Source organism: Phaeobacter sp. JH204B, assembly GCF_048055755.1.
GTDB classification, from domain to species: Bacteria; Pseudomonadota; Alphaproteobacteria; order Rhodobacterales; family Rhodobacteraceae; genus Phaeobacter; species Phaeobacter bryozoorum.
Window position 1 is genome coordinate 17082 of sequence record NZ_JAYMXF010000008.1, and the last position, 20753, is coordinate 37834.

Consider the following 20753-nt stretch of genomic DNA (forward strand, 5'->3'; position numbering starts at 1 on the left):
CGGACGTGCGTGCTAGCGTGCTCTGGCCAACATGGTGCGACACGCCCCGAGAGAAGGATTACGGTGATGAGCAGCGGTATGCCGCAGACAGAAGCGAACGCGATTGTTGCCTGCACGATCAGCCGCGACGTGCAGAACTTTGACCTGCTGATCGAAGACATGGAAGCCACCATGGGCGAAGCCTGGGGCGATCTCGGCTTTACCGAGGCGCTGGCCTTCTTCAACCAGAGCGAAGCCGAAGCGCTGGAGTTTGTGGCGCTGGCGCTGGACAGCGCCGACGAAGACAATCTGCAATTGATGGGCACCATCATCACCGAGGCAAAGTCCCGCAATATCAAGGTGATCCTGATTGCCGAGGACGTGACCCCCGCCGCGCTGCACAGCCTGCTGCGCCAGGGGGCCGATGAATTCATCCCCTACCCGCTGCCCGAGGGAGAGCTGCAGGCCGCCATCGAACGGCTGCGCCTGGCCGAGGCCGAACGCACCGCCCAACCGCAGCACGCTCTGAAAACCGGCAGCCAGCGCGACGGCGCGGTCATCGTCTGCCACGGTCTGGCCGGCGGCAGCGGTTCAACCACGCTGGCGGTGAACCTCGCCTGGGAGCTGGCGCAGCTTTCCACATCGGAGACCCCGCGCGTCTGCCTTCTGGATTTTGACCTGCAATACGGGTCCGTCGCAACCTATCTCGACCTGCCGCGCCGCGAGGTGGTGATGGAGATGCTGAGCGATACCGAGAATCTCGACGAAGACATCTTTGGCCAGGCGCTGGTCACCTATGAGGACAAACTACAGGTGCTGACGGCGCCGGTGGATATGATCCCGCTGGAATTCATCACCCCCGAAGATATCGAGCGGGTGGTAACGCTGGCGCGCAGCCATTTTGATTTTGTCGTCATCGACATGCCCCACACGCTGGTGCAATGGTCTGAAACCGTTCTCAATATGGCGCATGTCTATTTCTCCATGGTCGAGCTGGACATGCGGTCGGCGCAGAATGCGCTGCGCCTGAAACGCGCTCTGCAATCGGAGGAGCTGCCGTTTGAAAAGCTGCGCTTCGCATTGAACCGCGCACCGAAGTTCACCGACCTCAGCGGCAAGAGCCGCGTCAAGCGTATGGCGGAATCCTTGGGTATTTCCATCGACCTGCAGCTGCCCGACGGCGGCAAACAGGTTGCGCAGGCCTGCGACCACGGCACCCCGCTGGCCAGCTCGGCCGCCAAGAACCCGCTACGCAAGGAAGTTCTGAAACTGGCCCAATCGCTGCATGACCTCGGTCAAAGCGACGCTGCGGCGGCCTGAACCCAGATTTAACCAGGGGCGTTCCTTTCATGTTCTCGAAGTATAAAAAACAATCCGCCACCCCCCGCGCTGCGGCGCAGCCGGCGCCCGTGGCCACGCCCGCCCCGCAAAAAGCCGCCCCGGCCGTCTCCATGCGCCGACCAATGGTCGGCACTCCCGCCGAGGCCGCCCCGGCGGACAAGGAACGCAAGCGCAAGGAGCGGATGGGTGAGATCAAGATCCAGCTCCACCGCGAGCTGCTGGACAACCTGAACCTCGCAGCACTGGAACGCGCCAGCGAGGCGGAACTGCGCGCCGAGATTTCCTCCATCGCCACCGAAATCCTTGAGGAAAAAGGCATCGTTCTCAACCGTGAGGACCGCCAGACCCTGACCAAGGAGCTCTATGACGAGGTCACCGGCCTTGGCCCGCTGGAAACCCTGCTTCAGGATGATACGGTCAACGATATCCTTGTGAACGGCCCGCATCAGGTTTTTGTCGAACGCGACGGCAAGCTGCAGATGTCGGATGTCACATTCAAGGATGAAAAGCACCTGATGCGGATCATCGACAAGATCGTCTCCGCCGTGGGTCGCCGTGTCGATGAAAGCAACCCTTACGTGGACGCCCGTCTTGCCGACGGCTCGCGCTTTAACGCCATGGTGCCGCCCGTCGCGGTCGATGGCTCGCTGGTGTCGATCCGTAAATTCAAAAAGGACAAGCTGGGCATTGACGATCTGGTCGGCTTCGGCGCCTTCACCGAAGAGATGGCTGCCTATCTTCAGGCCGCTGTCTCCACGCGCCTGAATGTCATCGTTTCGGGCGGGACCGGCTCTGGTAAGACCACCACGCTCAATGCGCTGTCGTCCTTCATCGACAATGCCGAACGCATCCTGACCATCGAGGATACGGCGGAACTTCAGCTGCAACAGACCCATGTGGGCCGGATGGAAAGCCGCCCGCCCAACGTCGAGGGTCGCGGCGAGGTTTCCCCCCGCGACTGTCTCAAGAACGCCCTGCGGATGCGCCCGGACCGGATCATCGTGGGCGAGACCCGCGGCGAGGAGGTCATCGACATGCTGCAGGCGATGAACACCGGCCACGACGGGTCCATGACCACGATCCACGCCAACTCCGCCCGCGACGGCATCTCGCGCCTGGAAAACATGATCGCCATGGCCGGCATCGAAATGCCGATCAAGGCGGTACGCAGCCAGATCGCATCGGCGGTCAACATCATCGTCCAGGCCTCGCGCCTTCAGGATGGGTCGCGCCGCATGACCTCGATCACCGAAATCACCGGCATGGAGGGCGATGTGATCTCGATGCAGGAAATCTTCCGCTTCCAGCGCGTCGGTCTGACACCCGACAACAAGATCATCGGCCATTTCACCGCCACCGGCGTGCGCAGCCACTACTCCGAGCGCTTCCGCCTCTGGGGCTATGACCTGCCCGCGTCGATCTATGAACCCACCGTGATGGAGGCCCGCTGATGCAACTGAGTGCAGAACCGATCATCTACGGCCTGATCTTCATCGGCGTTTTGGTGCTGGTCGAAGGTCTCTACCTGGTGACATTCGGCAAATCCATCAGCCTCAACAGCCGCGTGAACCGCCGTCTGGAAATGATGGACAAGGGCGGCAACCGCGAACAGGTGCTGGAACAGCTGCGCAAGGAAATGCGCCAGCATATGAGCGCCAAGTCGATCCCGCTCTATTCCCTTCTGGCTGAACGCGCTCAGAAGGCGGCCATCGCCTTCTCACCGCGCCAGCTGATCATGATCATGGGCGGCGTCGCGGCCATCGCCTTTGTCGGTCTCAGCGTCGGCACCAGCGCCGAACTGCCGCTGCGCCTGCTGGCCTCGGTAATCATCGGCGTCGGCGCCGTGTTCTTCTGGGTCAACAAAAAAGCCGCCAAACGCATGGCGATGATCGAAGAACAGTTGCCCGATGCGGTCGAACTGATGGTGCGCTCCCTGCGCGTCGGACATCCGTTTTCCTCTGCCGTGCAGATCGTCGCCAATGAGGTCGAAGACCCGCTGGCCACGGAATTTGGCGTGATCGCCGACGAAAGCGCCTATGGCCGCGATGTCGGCGAGGCGCTGAAGGAAATGGCCGAACGTCTGGACATGCAGGACATGCGCTTCCTTGCCGTGGCCGTCACCATCCAGCAGCAATCCGGTGGTAACCTCGCCGAGGTGCTGGCCGGTCTGGCCAAGGTGATCCGCGCCCGCTTCCGCCTGTTCCGCCGCGTGAAGGCCATCACCGCCGAGGCGCAGTGGTCCGGCAAATTCCTCTCCGGCTTTCCGCTGTTCTGTCTGGGCGGCATCCTGGCTAAGGATCCGGGCTATTACGACAGCGTGATCGACCATCCCTGGTTCATTCCCGCCTGCTTTGTTGTCGGCGCCATGCTGACCGTCAACCTCTTCGTCATGCGGATGCTGACGAACATCAAGGTGTGAGGCAATAATCATGACATCCCTGAGCGATATCAACGACCTGCTGACCTCCCATCTTGGCCCCTTCGGCCCGCTTCTGGTGGTCGGGCTGATCGGCCTCTTCATGATCCTGCTGGCGATTCCGCTGCTGCTGAACCAGCCCGAGGATCCGCTGAAGAAACTGCAAAAAAGCATGTCGGCCAGCACCCAGACCAAACCGAAAAAGGAACGTCTGCGGCAGGCCGATCGCAACGAGCAGCTGCAGAAATTCGCCTCCTTTCTGGAGCCGCAGGACGCCGCCGAACTCTCCAAGATGGAGCTGAAGCTGCGCCAGGCCGGCTATCAGTCCAAGGACTCGGTCCGCTTTTTCCACTTTGCACAGTTCGCCCTTGGCCTCATCGGTCTCGCCGCGGGTCTGTTCTATGTCTACGTGCTGAATGCGGACATGGAATATGACAGCCAGCAGATGGTGATCCGCATCATCGGCCCCGGTGCCGCCGCCTATATGCTCCCGAAATACTGGATCACCCGCCGCATCGAGGAGCGCAAACAGGAGATCACCTCGGGCTTTCCTGACGCGCTGGACATGATGCTGGTCTGCGTCGAGGCAGGTCAGTCGCTGGATCAGGCGATTGTGCGCGTGGCCAAGGAGCTGCATGCCTCCTACCCGGCGCTGGCCGAGGAATTCGAGGTGGTCGCCCAGGAGATGAAGGCCGGCAAGGACAAGGATAAGGTCATGCGCGACATGGGCACCCGCTGCGGCGTGCAGGATGTGTCCTCCTTTGTGACCGTGATGATCCAATCCGCCACCTTCGGCACCTCGATTGCGGAGGCACTGCGGGTCTATGCCAGCGAAATGCGGGACAAGCGCGTCATGCGCGCCGAAGAGGCCGCAAACAAGTTGCCAACCAAAATGACCCTTGCCACAATGACTCTGACGGTGCCGCCGCTGCTGATCATTCTGGTCGGACCCTCGGCACAGGGCATCGCCAATCTGGGCAATATGAGCAAATAACACATGATGACATTGGGTTGGGCCATCCCCTCCCGTCTCTATCGACTGATCCCCGCCACCCTCGCGCTTGCGTTGGTGGCGGCTTGCATGTCGCCGGGCGGAAAACCGGATCCAAAGGATCCCCTTGGCGCGCCCGCCCTGCCCGGCGTTGATCCCCGTGGCACCGCCGAAAGCGGGCTTATTGTCGGGCACCGTCTGATGGCCGCCGCCGAGTATGAGCTGGCGCTGGATGCCTTTACCCGCGCCGCATTGGAAGAGGGTCTCAGCGCCGAGGTGCTCTCTGGCCTCGGGACCGCAAATCTGGGGCTGGGCCGTCTGGGTCAGGCCGAAACCCAGCTGCGCCGCGCGGTCGCAAAGGATCCCAACTGGCCTGCGGCGATGAACAATCTCGGCGTGGTGCTGATGGAGCGGCAGAAATACCCGGAGGCCGAACAGACCCTGCGCCGCGCCTTTGCCCTTGATAATGGCGAAAGTGACGCAATCCGTGAAAATTTCCGCCTTGCCCTCGCAAAACTTGATCAGAACACGCATAGTGATCCGCAACAAAAAGGCTATGCACTGGTGCAACGCGGAGGGGGCAGCTACCTGATTCGCACGTCCCAGTGACGCAAGGCCTAGAGGCAGAGCAGCACAGAGGACGCAAAAAATGCGCCAGCAGATTTTCGTATCCGCATGTCTGGTCGGTGGGCTTGTCCTGTCGGCCTGCGCCAAGGACGACACCGAAGCCGTGGACCGCGCCTTTCAGGAGGTGAATGTGGTCGACGAGAGCAATCTCAACGATGTGATGCTGACGGTTGCCGATCCGAACGAAGCCGTCACCTATTTTCAGCGCACCGTCAAATCCGCACCCGACCGGATCGACCTCAACCGCGGGCTGGCTATCTCGCTGATCCGCGCCAAGCGCAACACCGAAGCGGTCGCCGCCTGGAAAAAAGTCGTCTCGCTGCCCGAGGCCACCGATGAGGACCGTATCGAACTGGCAGACGCGCTGATCCGCACCAGCAACTGGGACGAGGCCAAGGCCACTCTCGACAAGGTGCCGCCCACCCATGAGACCTACAAACGCTACCGGCTGGAGGCGATGGTCGCCGACTCGGAACAGGACTGGAAACGCTCCGACAGCTTTTACCAGACCGCCGTCGGCCTCACGACACAGCCCGCCCGCGTGATGAACAACTGGGGCTATTCGAAACTGACCCGTGGCGATTACGCCGAGGCCGAGCGCCTGTTCGGCGATGCCATCCGCCAGGATCAGTCGCTGTTCACCGCCAAGAACAATCTGGTGCTGGCCCGTGGCGCGCAGCGCAACTACACGCTGCCGGTGATCCCGATGGATCAGGTCGAACGCGCCCAGCTGCTGCACACGCTGGCGCTATCGGCTGTAAAACAGGGCGACGTGCAGACCGGCGAAAGCCTGCTGCGGCAGGCGATCTCGACCCATCCGCAGCATTTCGACGCGGCGGCGCGCGCACTTGCTGCGCTGGAAAACGGCTAAGACCGGAGCCCCCACCCCATGTTGATCTCGGCCCATGTCGCCCTGTGGTTCCTGCCCTTTGTGGTGCCGCTCTGCTGTGTGGTCGCGCTCAATGACCTGCGCCATATGAGGATCCCGAACTGGACCGTGGATCTTCTCGGCGCAATTTTTGTCATTGTTGGCCCCTTCCTGATGAGCTGGACGGACTATGGCTGGCAGTTGCTGCATCTGCCCATCGGCATCGGCCTTGGCTTCCTGTGCTACAGCGCGGGCATGGTCGGCGCAGGGGACGCCAAATTCGCCGGTGCCGCCGCGCCCTTTGTGGTCTTTGGCGATCTCTCGGTGGTGGTGATGATCTTCTCGGCCATGCTGCTGGCCGGGTTCCTCACCCATCGTATCGCGAAATACACCCCCCTGCGCCGTCTTGCCCCGCATTGGAAGAGCTGGGAGGTCGGCAGCAAGTTTCCAATGGGCCTCTGCCTTGGTGGCACGCTGGTGTTTTATCTGGTGCTGGGCACCCAGCTGGGTCAGAGCGCCCCGGTCTGAGGCATCCCGGTCCAGATCGCCCCCGACTGACAATTTCCTAAAATGCCCCGCATGTGGTCGGCCCCTTCGCGGAAATGCACCAGCTTTGCCCCGCTTGTGCCACAGTGCTGAATAAACTCTTGTCTGAACAGTCAGGCGCCACCGGGCGCAACATTGAGCAATCGAGACAGGCAGGCCGCAGCATGAACATGCAGACATCCGCCGTAGTGGCACCCCCTACCCCGCGCGGGCTGGAGCAGATGCAGCTCCCGATGGTGATGATGCGGGATATCCTGCTCAAGACCATTTTCCGCAAGACCTGCGAAAACGTCAGCGAAATCGCCGCCGCCATCTGCCTGCCGATCCCGGTGACGCAGGAACTGGTCGATATCGCCCGCGAACAGAAGCTGCTGGAGGCAACCGGTACGCTCAACGCCAACAGCGGCAATGAAATGGGCTATCAGCTGACCGAGGCGGGCAAAGCCCGCGCGCTGGATGCGCTCAGCCAGTCGGAATATTACGGCGCCATGCCGGTGCCGCTGCACATCTACCGCGAACAGGTCAAACGCCAGTCAATCCGCAATATTCTGGTCACCCGCCAGCAACTGCTCGGTGCAATGGGCCATCTGGTCCTGCCCGACAGCCTGCTCGACCACCTCGGCCCCGCTGTCAGCGCCGGCCGCTCGATCCTGATGTATGGCCCGCCCGGCAACGGGAAATCCTCCATCTCCAACGGCATCCGCGACGCGCTGGGGGATCACGTCTACGTGCCGCGCGCGATTGAATATGCCGGTCAGGTGATCACGGTCTATGATCCCATCGTTCATACCGCCGTGCCGCTGCCCGAGGACGACCCCAACAGCCTGCGCCGCGCCCGCCGCTTTGACAGCCGCTATGTCTGCTGCGAACGGCCCACGGTGGTGACCGGGGGCGAGCTGTCCCTGTCGATGCTGGATCTGGTCTACAACCCAACCGCGCGCACCTATCAGGCGCCGCTGCAGCTGAAATCCACCGGCGGCATCTTCATCGTCGATGACCTGGGCCGCCAGGCGGAATCACCGCAGGCGCTGGTCAACCGCTGGATCGTGCCGCTGGAAGAGGGCCGCGATATCCTCTCCCTGCAATCGGGCGAGAAATTCGAGGTGCCCTTTGACACGCTGGTGATCTTCTCCACCAACTTCCACCCCAATGAGATCTTCGATCAGGCGGCGCTGCGGCGGATCTTTTTCAAGATCAAGATCGACGGGCCAAATCAGGAAAACTTCCTCAAGATCTTTGCCATGGTTGCCCAGAAGAAAGGCGTGCCCCTGGACGAGGCGGCGCTGGTGCATCTTCTGAAACGCAAATATCCGACCATCGACAATATCTACGCCAACTACCAGCCGGTGTTCCTGATCGACCAGATGAAGGCGATCTGCGATTTCGAAGGCATCCCCTATCAGATGTCTCCCGACCTCATCGACCGCGCCTGGGCCAATATGTTCGTCAAGGACGAACACATCGTCAAATGAGCCACCCCAAAGTTTTTTGATAAACTTTGGCCAGAACGTTTAGAAAAGTTCTGCCACCGCGCCTAGATAAGTCGGATGAGCAGTCTTCCCGATGTCATCACCGCCTGGTTCCACGACCGTGGCTGGACCATTCACCCGCACCAGCAGGAGATGCTGGCGCGCGCGGATGATCCGGCAACGCTGCTGATCGCCCCAACCGGCGGCGGCAAGACGATGGCGGGTTTCCTACCCACTCTTGCCGATCTTGCTACCGGCGAACACCGCGGGCTGCACACGCTCTACGTCTCGCCGCTGAAGGCGCTGGCGGCGGATATCAAACGCAACCTGCGCACCCCGGTCGAGGAGATGGGCCTGCCCATCCGCATCGACGACCGCACCGGTGACACGCCCGCCTCCCGCAAGCGCAGCCAGCGCGCCGACCCGCCGCATATCCTGCTCACCACACCTGAAAGCCTCGCCCTGCTCACCTCCTATGAGGACGCGCCGCGGATGTTTGCGGGACTGAAACGGGTGGTATTGGACGAGATCCACGCCCTCGCCGAGAGCAAGCGCGGCGACCAGCTGATGCTCGCCCTGACCCGGCTTCAGGCGATCTGTCCGGACATGCGCCGCGTCGGCCTTTCGGCCACCGTCGATGATCCCGCCGCCATCGCGCAGTATCTGGCCCGCCACCCGGATCCCTGCGATATCGTACTGGCCGATCCCGGCCCCGCCGCCGATATCCAGATGCTGCACACGGATGCAGCCCCGCCCTGGTCCGGGGGCGGCGCTGCCCATGCCATCCCCGCCGTGCTGGAGCAGATCAAGGCGCATAACACCACGCTGATCTTCCACAATACCCGCGCCCAGGCAGAGATCTTCTTTCACAACCTCTGGCTTGCCAATGATGACGCGCTGCCGATCGGCATTCACCATGGCTCACTCGACCGGGTGCAGCGGGACCGGGTCGAGGCAGCGATGGTGCGCGGAGAGCTGCGCGCAGTGGTCTGTACCGGCTCGCTTGATCTGGGCATCGACTGGGGGGACGTCGATCTGGTGATCCAGATCGGCGCGCCGAAGAACGTGAAACGGCTGGTCCAGCGCATCGGCCGCGCCAACCACCGCTACAATGCCCCCTCCAAGGCGCTTCTGGTGCCGGCCAACCGGTTTGAGGTGGTGGAATGCCGTGCCGCCCTTGAGGCGGTGGAGGCAGGCACGCTGGACGGCAGCCCGCGCACACCCGGCCCCCGCGACGTGCTCTGTCAGCACATCCTGATCCGCGCCTGCGCCGGTCCCTTCGCCGCCGATGACCTTTATGCCGAGGTCACGGGAGCCGGCGCCTATGCCAGCCTCAGCCGGGCTGAATTCGACGCCTGCCTCGATTTCTGTGCCACCGGCGGTTACGCCCTCCGGGTCTATGACCAGTGGCAACGGCTGCTGCAACGTCCCGACGGGATGTGGCAGCTGCGCGACCCCCGCGCCGCCCGCCGCATCCGCATGAACATTGGCACCATTCAGGACGCCGACCTCCTGAAGGTCCGGCTCAAACGCAGCCGCGGCGGCAAACCGCTTGGCGAGGTCGAAGAGAGCTTTGCCGCCACCCTCACCCCGGGCGACACCTTCCTCATCGGCGGCCAGATCGTGCGGTATGAATCGCTGCGCGAAATGACGGTCGAGGTCAGCCGCAATGCCAGCCGGAAACCGAAGGTCGCGGTCTTCTCCGGCACCAAATTTGCCACCTCGACCCAGCTCAGCACCCGCATCCTCGATATCCTGCAACGCGACAGCTGGCCCGATCTGCCACCGCACACCGCCGACTGGCTGGCGCTACAGCGCGAGGTCTCACAGATGCCCCGCCGGGGCCAGCTGCTGCTCGAAAGCTTTCCCTTCCGGGGCCGCGAACACCTCTGCATCTACGGGTTTGCCGGGCGCAATGCGATGCAGACCCTCGGTCTGTTGCTGACCAAACGGATGGAAGAGCTGTCGCTCGATCCGCTTGGCTTTGTCGCCACCGATTATGCCACGCTGATCTGGGGGCTCAGCCCGGTTGACGACCCCGCCCCGCTGTTCGATCCTGCCGAGCTGCGCGCGGGTCTGGACGGCTGGCTCGCGGGCAATGCGGTGATGAAACGCAGCTTCCGCGCGGTGGCCACCATCGCGGGGCTGATCGAACGCAACACCCCCGGCCAGCGCAAGAACGGACGACAGGCGACATTCTCCTCCGACATCCTCTACGACACGCTCCGTAAATATGATCCCGATCACCTGCTCTTGGACATCACCCGGCAGGAGGCGCTTGGCGGGCTGGTGGATTTCGGCCGCATCGAGGAACTGCTCAGCCGCATCAAGGGAAACATCACCCTCAACCGGCTGTCGCAGATCTCACCGCTGGCCGCGCCGCTGCTGCTGGAGGCAGGCAAGGTCCCGGTGAAAGGTGCCGCCCAGGAAAAGCTGCTGCAACGCGAAACCGAAGAGCTGATGCGCAGCGCCGGGCTGGCAGAGCTGGCTCCGCCCGGCGCGCCGTCACCCTGACGGCTGAATCTGCCATCTTGCACCGTCCCGCAAAACCGGCGATCAGAGCAGCCATGACCGGCTATGATCTCTCCCTCGCAGGCCAGCGCCTCACCGCGCTTGGTGCTGGTGCGCTCTGGTGGCAGGCGCAGGGGCTGCTCTGTGTCTCCGACCTGCATCTGGGCAAATCCGAACGCCAGCTCCGGCGCGGCGGCCCGGCCCTGCCCCCCTATGAAACCCGCGATACCCTTCAGCGTCTTGCCGCGGTGCTTGACCAGACCCGTCCCGAAACGGTCATCTGCCTCGGCGACAGCTTCGACGATGACGCGGCGGCAGCCGCCTTGTCAGATGCCGACCAAACCCGTCTCGACCAGCTGATCGCGGCTCATCGCTGGATCTGGATCACCGGCAATCACGACCCTGCCCCCAGCGGGCTGGCGGGCGACGCCTGTGACAGCCTGACCCTCGGCCCGCTGCTGTTTCGTCACATCGCCGACCCCACCTTCAAGAGCCACACCGGCGCTGAGACCCCGGGCGAAGCTGCCGCCGAGATATCCGGCCACTACCACCCAAAGGCGCGTCTGCGCGGCAGCGCCCGGCCTGCGTTTCTTGCCGATCACCAGCGCCTGATCCTGCCCGCCTTTGGCACCTATACCGGCGGTCTCTGCACCACCAACCCGGCGCTCTCGGATCTCATGGCGCCGCGGGCCCTCGCCATCCTCACCGGCCCGCGTCCGCTGCCCTGCCCGATGCCACGCTGACCCGCCGCGGCGGATCTGCGCGCAGCGTCACCTCCCCATCGCAGCACGCGCGGTCTATGCTGGCTGCACATGCGAAAGGGACAGCCATGATCGAACAGCGCATCCGCGACAGCTTTGCCAGACAGAGCATGATGCAGACATTGGGTGCCGAGGTTGCCAGCGTCGGCACCGGCACCGTCACCATCTCCGCGCCCATCCTGCCGGGCAGCCGCCAGCAGCACGGCGTCGCCCATGCGGCGCTCAGCTTTGCCATCGGAGACAGTGCCGCAGGCTATGCCGCTCTGACCCTGATGCCCGAGGACAGCGAGGTGATGACCGCCGAGATGAAGATCAATCTTCTCGCACCGGGTGCAGGCGATATGCTGCGCGCCACGGGCCAGGTCATCAAACCCGGCCGCCGTCTGATCATTGTCACCGCCGAGGTCCACGCCATCACCGGAGAGGAGGAAAAACTGATCGCCCTGTTGCAGGGCACCATGGTGCCAGTCGCGGCCTGATCCGCGCGCCCTGATCCGCGGGTTTTACCCACCTGTCACTTTTCCAAAAAATACTCCCGCCGGAGGCATCCGACGGGAGCAGCAGATCTCAGCCATCCGCAGATGGCAGGTCGGTTCTGATCAGGCGGTCAGCCCTTCCGGCTCCGCCAGACCATTGGCGCGGCAACAGGCGGTCACGGTATTGGCCAGCAGGCAGGCGATGGTCATCGGGCCGACGCCACCGGGCACCGGGGTGATTGCGCCGGCGCGCGCGGCCGCACTCTCAAAATGCACATCGCCCACCAGACGGGTCTTGCCCTCGCCTTTTTCCGGTGCGTCGATCCGGTTGATGCCCACGTCGATGACGGTGGCGCCTTCCTTAATCCAGTCGCCAGGCACCATTTCAGGACGACCCACAGCAGCGACAACAATATCGGCGCGGCGGACAACATCCGGCAGATCCTTGGTGCGGCTATGTGCGATGGTCACGGTGCAGCTGTCGCCCAGCAACAGCTGCGCCATCGGCTTGCCAACGATATTGGAGCGGCCAATGACAACCGCGTCCATGCCCGACAGCGAGCCATGATAGTCGCGCAGCATCATCAGACAGCCAAGCGGCGTGCAGGGCACCATGCTTTTCTGACCAGTGCCCAGCAGGCCCACGTTGGAAATGTGGAACCCGTCCACGTCCTTTTCTGGCGCGATGGAGTTGATGATCAGGTCTTCGTTCAAATGACCCGGCAGCGGCAGCTGCACGAGGATGCCATGCACCGAGGGATCCTTGTTCAGCTGATCGACCACCGCCAGCAGGTCCTCTTCGGAGGTGTCGGCCTCCAGCTTGTGCTCAAAGGAGTTCATGCCCGCTTCAACGGTCTGCTTGCCCTTGGAGCGCACATAGACCTGGCTTGCCGGATCTTCACCCACCAGAACCACCGCCAGACCGGGGGTGATGTCATGCTCTTCCTTCAACCGGGCCACGTGGCCTGCCACCTTCTCGCGTACGGTGGCGGCAAAGGCCTTGCCGTCGATGATATTCGCTGCCATTGCTTCTGTCCTCTTGCTGCGCGCCGCTCCGGGCCGCGTTACTCCTCGCGAATGATCTGTGCCTCGCGGGCAATCGACCATTCCACAAGCTGGCGCCACAGGCGCTCGACCAGATCGGGATCAAGCCCTGCCGTGCTGGCCGTCATCCGGGCATTCCCGACCACTTCTTCGACACGGGCCGGTATGCGCGCGGGCCAGTTATTGGCCGCCTTCAGCTCGATCGCACGGTCGATATAGCCCGCCCGCTCGGCCAACAGGGCAATCAGCTCCCGGTCCAGCCTGTCGATCTGCTGCCGCAGCGCCGGCATGTCGGCACAGTCCTGCGGCGGGTGTCGTTCGCTCATCTTTAAACTCCTGCGGCCCGAGGGGATCCTCGGGCCGCAGATTGCCTATTTCAGGCCTTAGAACAAGCCTTCGATCTGGCCTGCGTCATTCAGGCGGATCGTTTCCGATGCCGGTTTGCGGGGCAGACCCGGCATGGTCATGATCTCGCCGCAGACCACGACGATGAAACCGGCCCCCGCCGACAGGCGAACTTCGCGCACGGGAACCGAATGGCCGGTCGGCGCGCCGCGCAGGTTCGGATCGGTGGAGAAGGAATACTGCGTTTTCGCCATGCAGACCGGCAGGTTGCCATAGCCAGCCGCTTCCCATTCCTTCAGCTGGTTGCGGATCTTCTGATCTGCCAGCACCTCGTCGGCGCGGTAGATGCGCTTGGCGATGGTTTCGATCTTCTCGAACAGCGGCATCTCGTCGGGGTAGATCGGCGAGAAGTTGGCTTTGCCGGAGTCGGCCAGCTCAACCACTTTATGGGCCAGATCGGCGGAGCCTTCGGAGCCCAGCTCCCAGTGGCGCGACAGCACCGCTTCGACGCCATGGGTGGCGCAGTAATCCTTGACCGCCTGCACTTCGGTCTCGGTGTCGGTGACAAAGTGGTTGATCGCAACCACCACCGGCACGCCAAAGGATTTGACGTTCTCGATATGACGGCCGAGGTTGGCACAGCCCTTGTTGACCGCTTCGACGTTTTCCGCGCCGAGGTCAGCCTTGGCCACGCCACCGTTCATCTTCATCGCGCGCACGGTCGCAACCAGCACCACAGCCGAGGGTGCGATGCCTGCCTTGCGGCATTTGATGTTCATGAACTTCTCAGCGCCAAGATCCGCACCAAAGCCTGCTTCGGTGACAACATAGTCAGCCACTTTCAGCGCGGTCTTGGTTGCGATCACGGAGTTACAGCCGTGGGCGATATTCGCGAAGGGACCACCGTGGACAAACGCCGGGTTGTTTTCCAGGGTCTGCACCAGGTTCGGCTGCATCGCGTCCTTCAAGAGAACAGTCATCGCGCCTTCTGCCTTGATGTCGCGGCAGTAAACCGGGGTCTTGTCGCGGCGGTAGGCCACGATGATGTCGCCCAGACGCTTTTCCAGGTCCTTCAGGTCGTTGGCGAGGCAGAGGATCGCCATGACTTCGGAGGCCACAGTGATGTCAAAACCGGTTTCGCGCGGGAAGCCGTTGGAGACGCCACCAAGGGAGGCGGTGATCTGGCGCAGGGCGCGGTCGTTCATGTCGACCACACGACGCCATGCAACACGGCGGATGTCGATATCGCACTCATTGCCCCAGTAGATGTGATTGTCGATCATCGCCGACAGCAGCGAGTGGGCCGAGGTGATGGCGTGGAAGTCACCGGTGAAGTGGAGGTTCATCTCCTCCATCGGAACAACCTGCGCGTAACCGCCACCTGCGGCGCCGCCCTTCATACCGAAGTTCGGGCCCAGCGAGGCCTCGCGGATACAGATCATCGCGTTCTTGCCGATGCGGTTCAGACCGTCACCCAGACCAACGGTAGTGGTGGTCTTGCCTTCGCCCGCAGGCGTCGGGTTGATCGCGGTCACCAGGATCAGCTTGCCGTCTTCCTTGCCCTGAACCGAATTGATGAAATCCTGGCTCACCTTGGCCTTGTCGTGGCCGTAGGGCAGCAGATCATCGCTGGAGATGCCGATCTTGGCGCCAATTTCCTGGATCGGACGCTTCTGCGCCTCGCGGGCGATTTCGATGTCACTCTTGTAGCTCATGGCCGGTTTCCTGAATTGTGATGTCGCGAGTTACATGGGCACAGCCGTGCCGGTTTCCCGCAAGACTTAGCCCTTCTGCGACATTCCATGCGCGTGATTTCCGACATGATCAGGCATTGAAACGGCGTTCGCTCCCCCTAGGGCATCCAAAGATTGCCAATCGTGCCGCGTCAACGCCTATCGGCAACCAGCGGCGCAGACATGCCCCGACTCAGGGTGCCCAGGAAGGCTGGTCCGGCACAAACAGGCGCAGGCTTTCGCCCTGCCTCAGCACGCCGGGCCGCTCGACCCAGGCCACCACACCGCGTCTGCCGGTGGCTGCCGGCTTGAACTTCGGACCAAAGCCCGCGTGGTCCTTCTCGATCTCCTTGGCCGGGAAAATGCAGGGCCGGTTCTCAAGATCGACCGTCAGCGTCACCCCATCCGGCCCCTGCAAGCGACTGGAGGGTGGCAGATGGCTAAGGTCGGGAATCCCGCGCACCACCAGCGTCGCTCCAAGGTGGACGGGATCAATCCGCTCCATCCCCATATCGGCGGCGATCAGCGCCAGCTCTTCCTCCGACAGGATGCTGATCTGGCGCAGGTTGCGGATTTCCGTGCCCTCGGGATGCAGATTGCGCACCCGCACACAGGAGGCGCGCAAGGCGCCCGCGTGGCGCTCGCCTTCGATGCCGTCAAACCCCAGCGTCAGCGCGTCCCGCGGCTCGGACCGCAGCCCACCGGTGGCAGCCGGAACATAGCCGATCCAGGTCACTTGTCCGTGAAACTCCGTTTCGCGCATCACTGGCATGGGGCATCTCCATCAGGCTCATTTCATTCAGGAATTTCCGCCACCATAGGGGCGGCATCCGGTTCTGGCCAGCCCCGCCGCTGGGCTTTTCGCGCGCAGTTCAGACATCAAAAAACCCGGCCACCCTCAGGGTGACCGGGTCTGATATTACACGGCGTTCAGCGCCCCGCCGTCAGGACGACGGTTCCGGTGCCATGCCATCATCCGACGCAGGCTTCTTCGGCTTGGCCTTGGGGATCGCGGTGACCGAGGCGCTACCGGTATCGGTGTCATCATCCTCGTCCTCGCCTGCCTGCGGCGGCTCGCCATTCATAACGCGTTTGATCTCGTCACCGGTGAGGGTTTCAAATTCCAGCAGCCCCTGCGCCAGACGTTCCCATTCCTCGTTCTTGTCCTTGAGGATCTGCAACGCCTGTTCATAGCCCTGCTGGATAAAGCGCTTCACCTCATCCTCGATCAGCTCCTTGGTGTTGGCCGAGACCGAGAAGCCCGCCGTATTGCCGGAATAGCCTTCGTGCGCTTCGGCATAGTCGATATTGCCGACCTTGTCCGACATGCCCCAGCGCAGCACCATGGCACGCGCCAGCTGGCTGGCCTGCTGGATGTCGCCGGCCGGACCGTTGGAGACATGATCTTCGCCGTATTTGATGACTTCCGCCGCCTTGCCCGCCATGGTCATCGCCAGCTTCTGCTGACATTCGTCACGGTGATAATTCAGACGGTCCATTTCCGGCAGCGACACAACCATACCCAGCGCACCGCCGCGCGGAATGATCGTCGCCTTATAGACCGGATCGCACAGCGGCAGCGCCATGCCGACAACCGCGTGACCGGCCTCGTGGTAGGCGGTCTTTTCCTTCTGATCCTGGGTCAGCACCATCGAGCGGCGCTCAGCCCCCATCATCACCTTGTCCTTGGCCGATTCGAAATCTTCCATGGTGACAAAACGGCGGCCAACACGGGCGGCCATCAATGCGGCCTCATTGACGAGGTTGGCCAGATCCGCACCGGAGAACCCCGGCGTACCACGCGCGATGATGCGCAGATCAACGTCAGGGCCAAGCGGCGTCTTGCGGGCATGAACGCCCAGGATCTTTTCGCGGCCCTTGATGTCGGGGTTGCCGACGGTCACGTTCCGGTCAAAACGGCCCGGACGCAGCAGCGCCGGGTCCAGCACGTCCTTGCGGTTGGTGGCGGCCAGAATGATGACGCCTTCATTGGCCTCAAAACCGTCCATCTCCACCAAGAGCTGGTTCAGCGTCTGTTCACGCTCATCATTGCCGCCGCCATAGCCGGCGCCACGATGGCGACCGACGGCGTCGATTTCGTCGATGAACACGATACAGGGCGCGTTTTTCTTGGCCTGTTCGAACATGTCGCGCACACGGGAGGCACCGACACCGACAAACATCTCGACAAAGTCGGAACCGGAGATGGTGAAGAACGGCACGCCCGCCTCGCCTGCAATCGCACGCGCCAGCAGCGTCTTACCGGTACCCGGAGGGCCCACCAGCAGGGCGCCTTTGGGGATCTTGCCGCCGAGGCGCGAGAATTTCTGCGGGTTGCGCAGGAATTCGACGATCTCTTCCAGCTCTTCCTTGGCCTCGTCGATGCCAGCCACGTCGTCAAAGGTGACGCGGCCATGCTTCTCGGTCAGCATCTTCGCCTTCGACTTGCCAAAGCCCATGGCGCCGCCTTTGCCGCCGCCCTGCATCCGGTTCATGAAATAGATCCAGACACCGATCAGCAGCAGGAAGGGCAGCAGGGTCAGCAGGAACGACTGGAACCCGGACTGCTGCTGCTTCTCGGCGCGGACCGGAATGTTGTTGTCGATCAACAGGGCGGTCACCTCGGCATCGCCGGGTTTGATGGTCATGAAATTCTGCCCGTCCGACGTGGTATAGCGAACCTGTTCACCATCCAGCGTCACGGTGCTGACATTGCCGTTTTCAACCGCGCTGACAAAATCAGAAAAAGTCTTCTCTCGGCTCTGCATCGTGCTGCCCGAACCACTGAACAAGTTGAACAGCGCCAAGACGAGCACAAACAGAACAACCCAAAAGGCGATATTGCGTACGTTGCCCAAGGAAAGTCTCCCAAAATGCGAGGCGCACCTGGCAGGCCGCCTTCGTTGCCTCTAAAATAGGGATACTTCAGTGAGGTTCAATGCGATAAAAGAGCTGTGAAGAACTCTTCGCTGTTCTGAACCAGTTCTGCGGACCATCCGTTGCCAAATTCTGCCAATGGGGCGGCAACCAGCTCACCCCCCCGCCACACGGCCGGCGTGGCATGAAGCACCTCGCCCGGAACCTCGGCACTGCGCCAGTCGGGACAGTGCTGCAGGCCGTCAGAGCCCAGGGCGCGCACCTCATGGTCCTTCACCTCGCCGCCAAAAACCCGCCAGCGCCCGTCCCAGAGCCGACCGGGCCGGGTCATCTCATCGGCCACCGGGTTATATTCGCGGCAGACCCAAGTGCGCTGTTTGCGGGTGATCATCCGGCAGCCCCCCAATGTGAAGGATCCGCCACGACGCACCGCCTCGCGGGCCTGCACCATCGGCTCACGCCGTGGCGGATGCACCGCCCCGCTGACCCATTGCACGGATCGCACCAGCAGCCGGTGGGCAATTTCGTCCGGCAGCGTGCGAAACTGGCGCTGGTCGATGACAATCGCGCCATCGCGCACCTCGGCCATGTCGCGGGCGGCCAGGAACGTATACCAGTCCAGGGCTTCGCGGGCGGCGCCCATATTGCGGGCAACGGCGGCCAGCCGCTGCACGGTCAGCCCCAGCGGCGCCAGCGCATCCATCGCCTGACGCACCCGCACCCGCTCGAAACGCAGATCCTCGTTGCTGGGGTCCTCAACCCACTGCCCTCCCCGCTCCCGCAGGTAGCCGCGCAGCTCTTCGCGCGTCACCTCCAGAAGCGGCCGCAGCAGGGTGATCCCCTCGATCGCGCGGCTGCGCGGCATCGCAGCCAGACCGGACACCCCCGACGACCGCCCCAGCCGCATCAGCAGCGTTTCGGCCTGATCATCGGCCGTATGCCCCAATGCAACCACCGGGATGTCATTCAACTGCGCCCATGCGGTCAGTAGCGTATAGCGCGCGTTGCGGGCCTGCTCCTGAAGATTGCCCGCCTGCTGCGCAGAAGGCCGGTCAACCCATTGCAGGATATCATGCGCCAGACCCAATTTGGCAGCCACATCCGCCACCATCTGCGCCTCTTCCCCCGAGCTCGCGCGCAGCCCGTGATCAACAGTTGCGACACAAATTTCCACACCCAGATCGGCAAAACACTCATGCAGCGCATACATCAGCGCCATCGAGTCGCCGCCGCCTGACACCGCAACGCCCAGCCGTTCGGGCAAGGCAGACCGGAACTGCTCCTGCACAATGGCGAGGATATCCCGGTCCCTGCGCATCAATTGCAGGCCAGTTTTGCGCGTTCCGCCTCCGCTGCGGCGGTTTCGGCTGCACCGGGAAAGCGGCTGCCGACCTCTGCCAGGGTCACGCAGGCCTGACTGGTCTGACCCAGCCGCCCCAGTGCGGCGCCCAGTTCGTACAATGCCTTCGGCGCGGTCTCTCCTGAGGAGTTGCCGGAGAATGACGCCAGATAGGCCCGCGCCGCCTCGCGGGTGTCACCCAGCCCGTCCAGCGCCTTGCCGCGATTGTATTCCACCGCTGCGGCCAGCGGGCTGCCGGGATAAGCCAGGGTGAAGGCCGCGAATTTCTCCGCAGCCTCCTGATAGGCGCCGCTGTCCAGCGCGGCCTTGGCGGCGTCGAAATCCGTCTGCTCGCCCACCGCCAGCTCCGACGTCGTATCGACCGAAGCGCCCGGCGGCGTGGCGGGCAGCGCAGGTGCCCCGGCTGCGGGCAGCTCACCGCCGCCCAGCGTGCTGGTTTCCCCCAGTTTCGAGACATCGCCGCCTTCCAGTTCCACCAAACGGAACTCCAGGTCACCAATCCGGTTGGTGCCATCCTGCACCACCTGATCGACCCGGTAGGAGAGCTGTTCGGTCTGCGCGGTCAGCCGCTGCAGCTCCGCCTCGATGGCGCTGACGCGGTCCAGCACACTGTCGCCCGCGACATTGGTCTGCGGGCTGCCGGTGGTCGACATTTCCCGCTTCAGCCGCTGGATTTCGACGTGCAGCACGGTGAGTTCCTGCCGGATATCGGCAAGGGTCTGTTGGTCCTGCGCCCGGACGGCAAGCGGCGGCACAGCCAGGGTCAGCGCAAGGGCGGCAATCGCAAGAGGACGCAGTCGCATGGTCACTTACCCCGTCAGGCCACCCGCCAGCACGGTGACCGCGCGACGGTTCTTGGTGTAGCAGGCCTCGTTCGAGCAGATCTCCAGCGGGCGCTCCTTGCCAAAGCTGACAACCTGCAGACGACCGCCCGCAACCCCTTGGGAAATCAGGTATTCGCGGGCAGCATTGGCCCGGCGCGCACCCAGTGCAAGGTTATATTCGCGGGTGCCCTGCTCATCGGCGTGGCCTTCGATTGTGACCACATAATCCGGGTTGGCCGTCAGCCAGCGCGCCTGCCCCTGCAGAACGCTCTGGGCGGCAGGTGACAGGGTCGATTGGTCAACCGCAAACAGCACCCGGTCGCCGACCGTCTGCTGGAAGTAGGCCGGGCTGCTGGGATCCAGCTGCCCCGCAGCGCCCGCCCCGGCCCCTGCACCAGGCCCACCGGCCCCGGCTGCATCATCCCAGGGGTTGCCCGTACAGGCGCTCAGCCCCAACGCCGCTGCCACCAGCACTGCTTTTGTCAAACCGCTCATGATATCCGCCTCGTCCCATTTCCAATTGTTGCACCAGATTTACCACAGGCCCGATGCCGCTGCCACTTTGGTCTTTGTTAACAGGGCGCG

The 20753-nt window shown here is 63.1% G+C and carries 19 protein-coding genes; 11 read left to right on the forward strand and 8 right to left on the reverse strand.

The window, feature by feature from the left end:
* The first annotated feature begins 66 nt into the window (after nt 1–66).
* The 11 genes from VXL81_RS03585 to VXL81_RS03635 all read left to right on the forward strand — a co-directional run bounded on the left by VXL81_RS03585 (nt 67) and on the right by VXL81_RS03635 (nt 11988).
* Complete coding sequence (locus VXL81_RS03585) at nt 67–1299, forward strand: AAA family ATPase (RefSeq protein ID WP_340544631.1); 1233 nt, start codon at nt 67–69, stop codon at nt 1297–1299.
* A gap of 29 nt (nt 1300–1328) precedes the next feature.
* The gene (locus VXL81_RS03590) at nt 1329–2771 is read left to right on the forward strand and encodes a CpaF family protein (RefSeq protein ID WP_340544630.1); all 1443 of its coding nucleotides are present in this window, start codon (nt 1329–1331) and stop codon (nt 2769–2771) included.
* Nucleotides 2771–3739, forward strand: coding sequence for a type II secretion system F family protein (locus VXL81_RS03595; protein ID WP_340544629.1), 969 nt, complete (start codon nt 2771–2773; stop codon nt 3737–3739). Before VXL81_RS03590 ends, VXL81_RS03595 begins: the two co-directional genes overlap by 1 nt.
* 10 nt (nt 3740–3749) lie before the next feature.
* Entirely contained in the window at nt 3750–4730 is a 981-nt protein-coding gene (locus VXL81_RS03600; RefSeq protein WP_340544628.1) for a type II secretion system F family protein, read from the forward strand.
* Nucleotides 4731–4733: 3 nt separating this feature from the next.
* On the forward strand, nt 4734–5336 hold the full coding sequence (locus tag VXL81_RS03605; protein ID WP_416534695.1) for a tetratricopeptide repeat protein: 603 nt from the start codon (nt 4734–4736) through the stop codon (nt 5334–5336).
* A 40-nt stretch (nt 5337–5376) separates the two neighbouring features.
* The gene (locus VXL81_RS03610; RefSeq protein WP_340544625.1) at nt 5377–6225 is read left to right on the forward strand and encodes a tetratricopeptide repeat protein; all 849 of its coding nucleotides are present in this window, start codon (nt 5377–5379) and stop codon (nt 6223–6225) included.
* Between the two features lie 18 nt (nt 6226–6243).
* Nucleotides 6244–6750: an A24 family peptidase gene (locus VXL81_RS03615; RefSeq protein WP_416552956.1), complete on the forward strand. Its 507-nt coding sequence runs from the start codon at nt 6244–6246 to the stop codon at nt 6748–6750.
* Nucleotides 6751–6932: 182 nt separating this feature from the next.
* Nucleotides 6933–8240, forward strand: a complete 1308-nt coding sequence (locus tag VXL81_RS03620; RefSeq protein WP_340544623.1) for an ATPase — start codon at nt 6933–6935, stop codon at nt 8238–8240.
* A 75-nt stretch (nt 8241–8315) separates the two neighbouring features.
* Entirely contained in the window at nt 8316–10751 is a 2436-nt protein-coding gene (locus VXL81_RS03625) for a ligase-associated DNA damage response DEXH box helicase (RefSeq protein WP_416552958.1), read from the forward strand.
* Between the two features lie 53 nt (nt 10752–10804).
* Entirely contained in the window at nt 10805–11491 is a 687-nt protein-coding gene (pdeM, locus tag VXL81_RS03630; protein WP_340544620.1) for a ligase-associated DNA damage response endonuclease PdeM, read from the forward strand.
* Between the two features lie 86 nt (nt 11492–11577).
* A complete protein-coding gene (locus tag VXL81_RS03635) occupies nt 11578–11988 on the forward strand; it encodes a PaaI family thioesterase (protein WP_340544618.1) in 411 nt (136 codons plus the stop codon).
* 120 nt (nt 11989–12108) lie between these two features.
* Here VXL81_RS03635 and folD read toward each other — a convergent pair whose 3' ends face one another.
* From folD to pal, 8 genes are all read right to left on the reverse strand, one after another.
* Nucleotides 12109–13011 (reverse strand): bifunctional methylenetetrahydrofolate dehydrogenase/methenyltetrahydrofolate cyclohydrolase FolD, encoded by a 903-nt coding sequence (folD, locus tag VXL81_RS03640; protein WP_416534698.1) that lies wholly within the window; start codon nt 13009–13011, stop codon nt 12109–12111.
* Nucleotides 13012–13049: 38 nt separating this feature from the next.
* Nucleotides 13050–13355, reverse strand: a complete 306-nt coding sequence (locus VXL81_RS03645; RefSeq protein ID WP_340544616.1) for a chorismate mutase — start codon at nt 13353–13355, stop codon at nt 13050–13052.
* 57 nt (nt 13356–13412) lie between these two features.
* Nucleotides 13413–15089 (reverse strand): formate--tetrahydrofolate ligase, encoded by a 1677-nt coding sequence (locus VXL81_RS03650; protein WP_340544615.1) that lies wholly within the window; start codon nt 15087–15089, stop codon nt 13413–13415.
* 211 nt (nt 15090–15300) lie between these two features.
* Nucleotides 15301–15879, reverse strand: coding sequence for an MOSC domain-containing protein (locus VXL81_RS03655; RefSeq protein ID WP_416552960.1), 579 nt, complete (start codon nt 15877–15879; stop codon nt 15301–15303).
* 172 nt (nt 15880–16051) lie between these two features.
* Entirely contained in the window at nt 16052–17965 is a 1914-nt protein-coding gene (gene ftsH, locus VXL81_RS03660) for an ATP-dependent zinc metalloprotease FtsH (RefSeq protein WP_340544613.1), read from the reverse strand.
* 77 nt (nt 17966–18042) lie between these two features.
* Nucleotides 18043–19302 carry a tRNA lysidine(34) synthetase TilS gene (gene tilS / locus VXL81_RS03665; RefSeq protein ID WP_416552962.1) on the reverse strand — a complete coding sequence of 420 codons (1260 nt, stop codon included), beginning with the start codon at nt 19300–19302 and terminating at the stop codon, nt 18043–18045.
* A complete protein-coding gene (gene ybgF / locus VXL81_RS03670; RefSeq protein ID WP_416552964.1) occupies nt 19302–20147 on the reverse strand; it encodes a tol-pal system protein YbgF in 846 nt (281 codons plus the stop codon). Before ybgF ends, tilS begins: the two co-directional genes overlap by 1 nt.
* A 6-nt stretch (nt 20148–20153) precedes the next feature.
* Nucleotides 20154–20663 carry a peptidoglycan-associated lipoprotein Pal gene (gene pal / locus VXL81_RS03675; RefSeq protein WP_340544610.1) on the reverse strand — a complete coding sequence of 170 codons (510 nt, stop codon included), beginning with the start codon at nt 20661–20663 and terminating at the stop codon, nt 20154–20156.
* Nucleotides 20664–20753 lie beyond the last annotated feature (90 nt).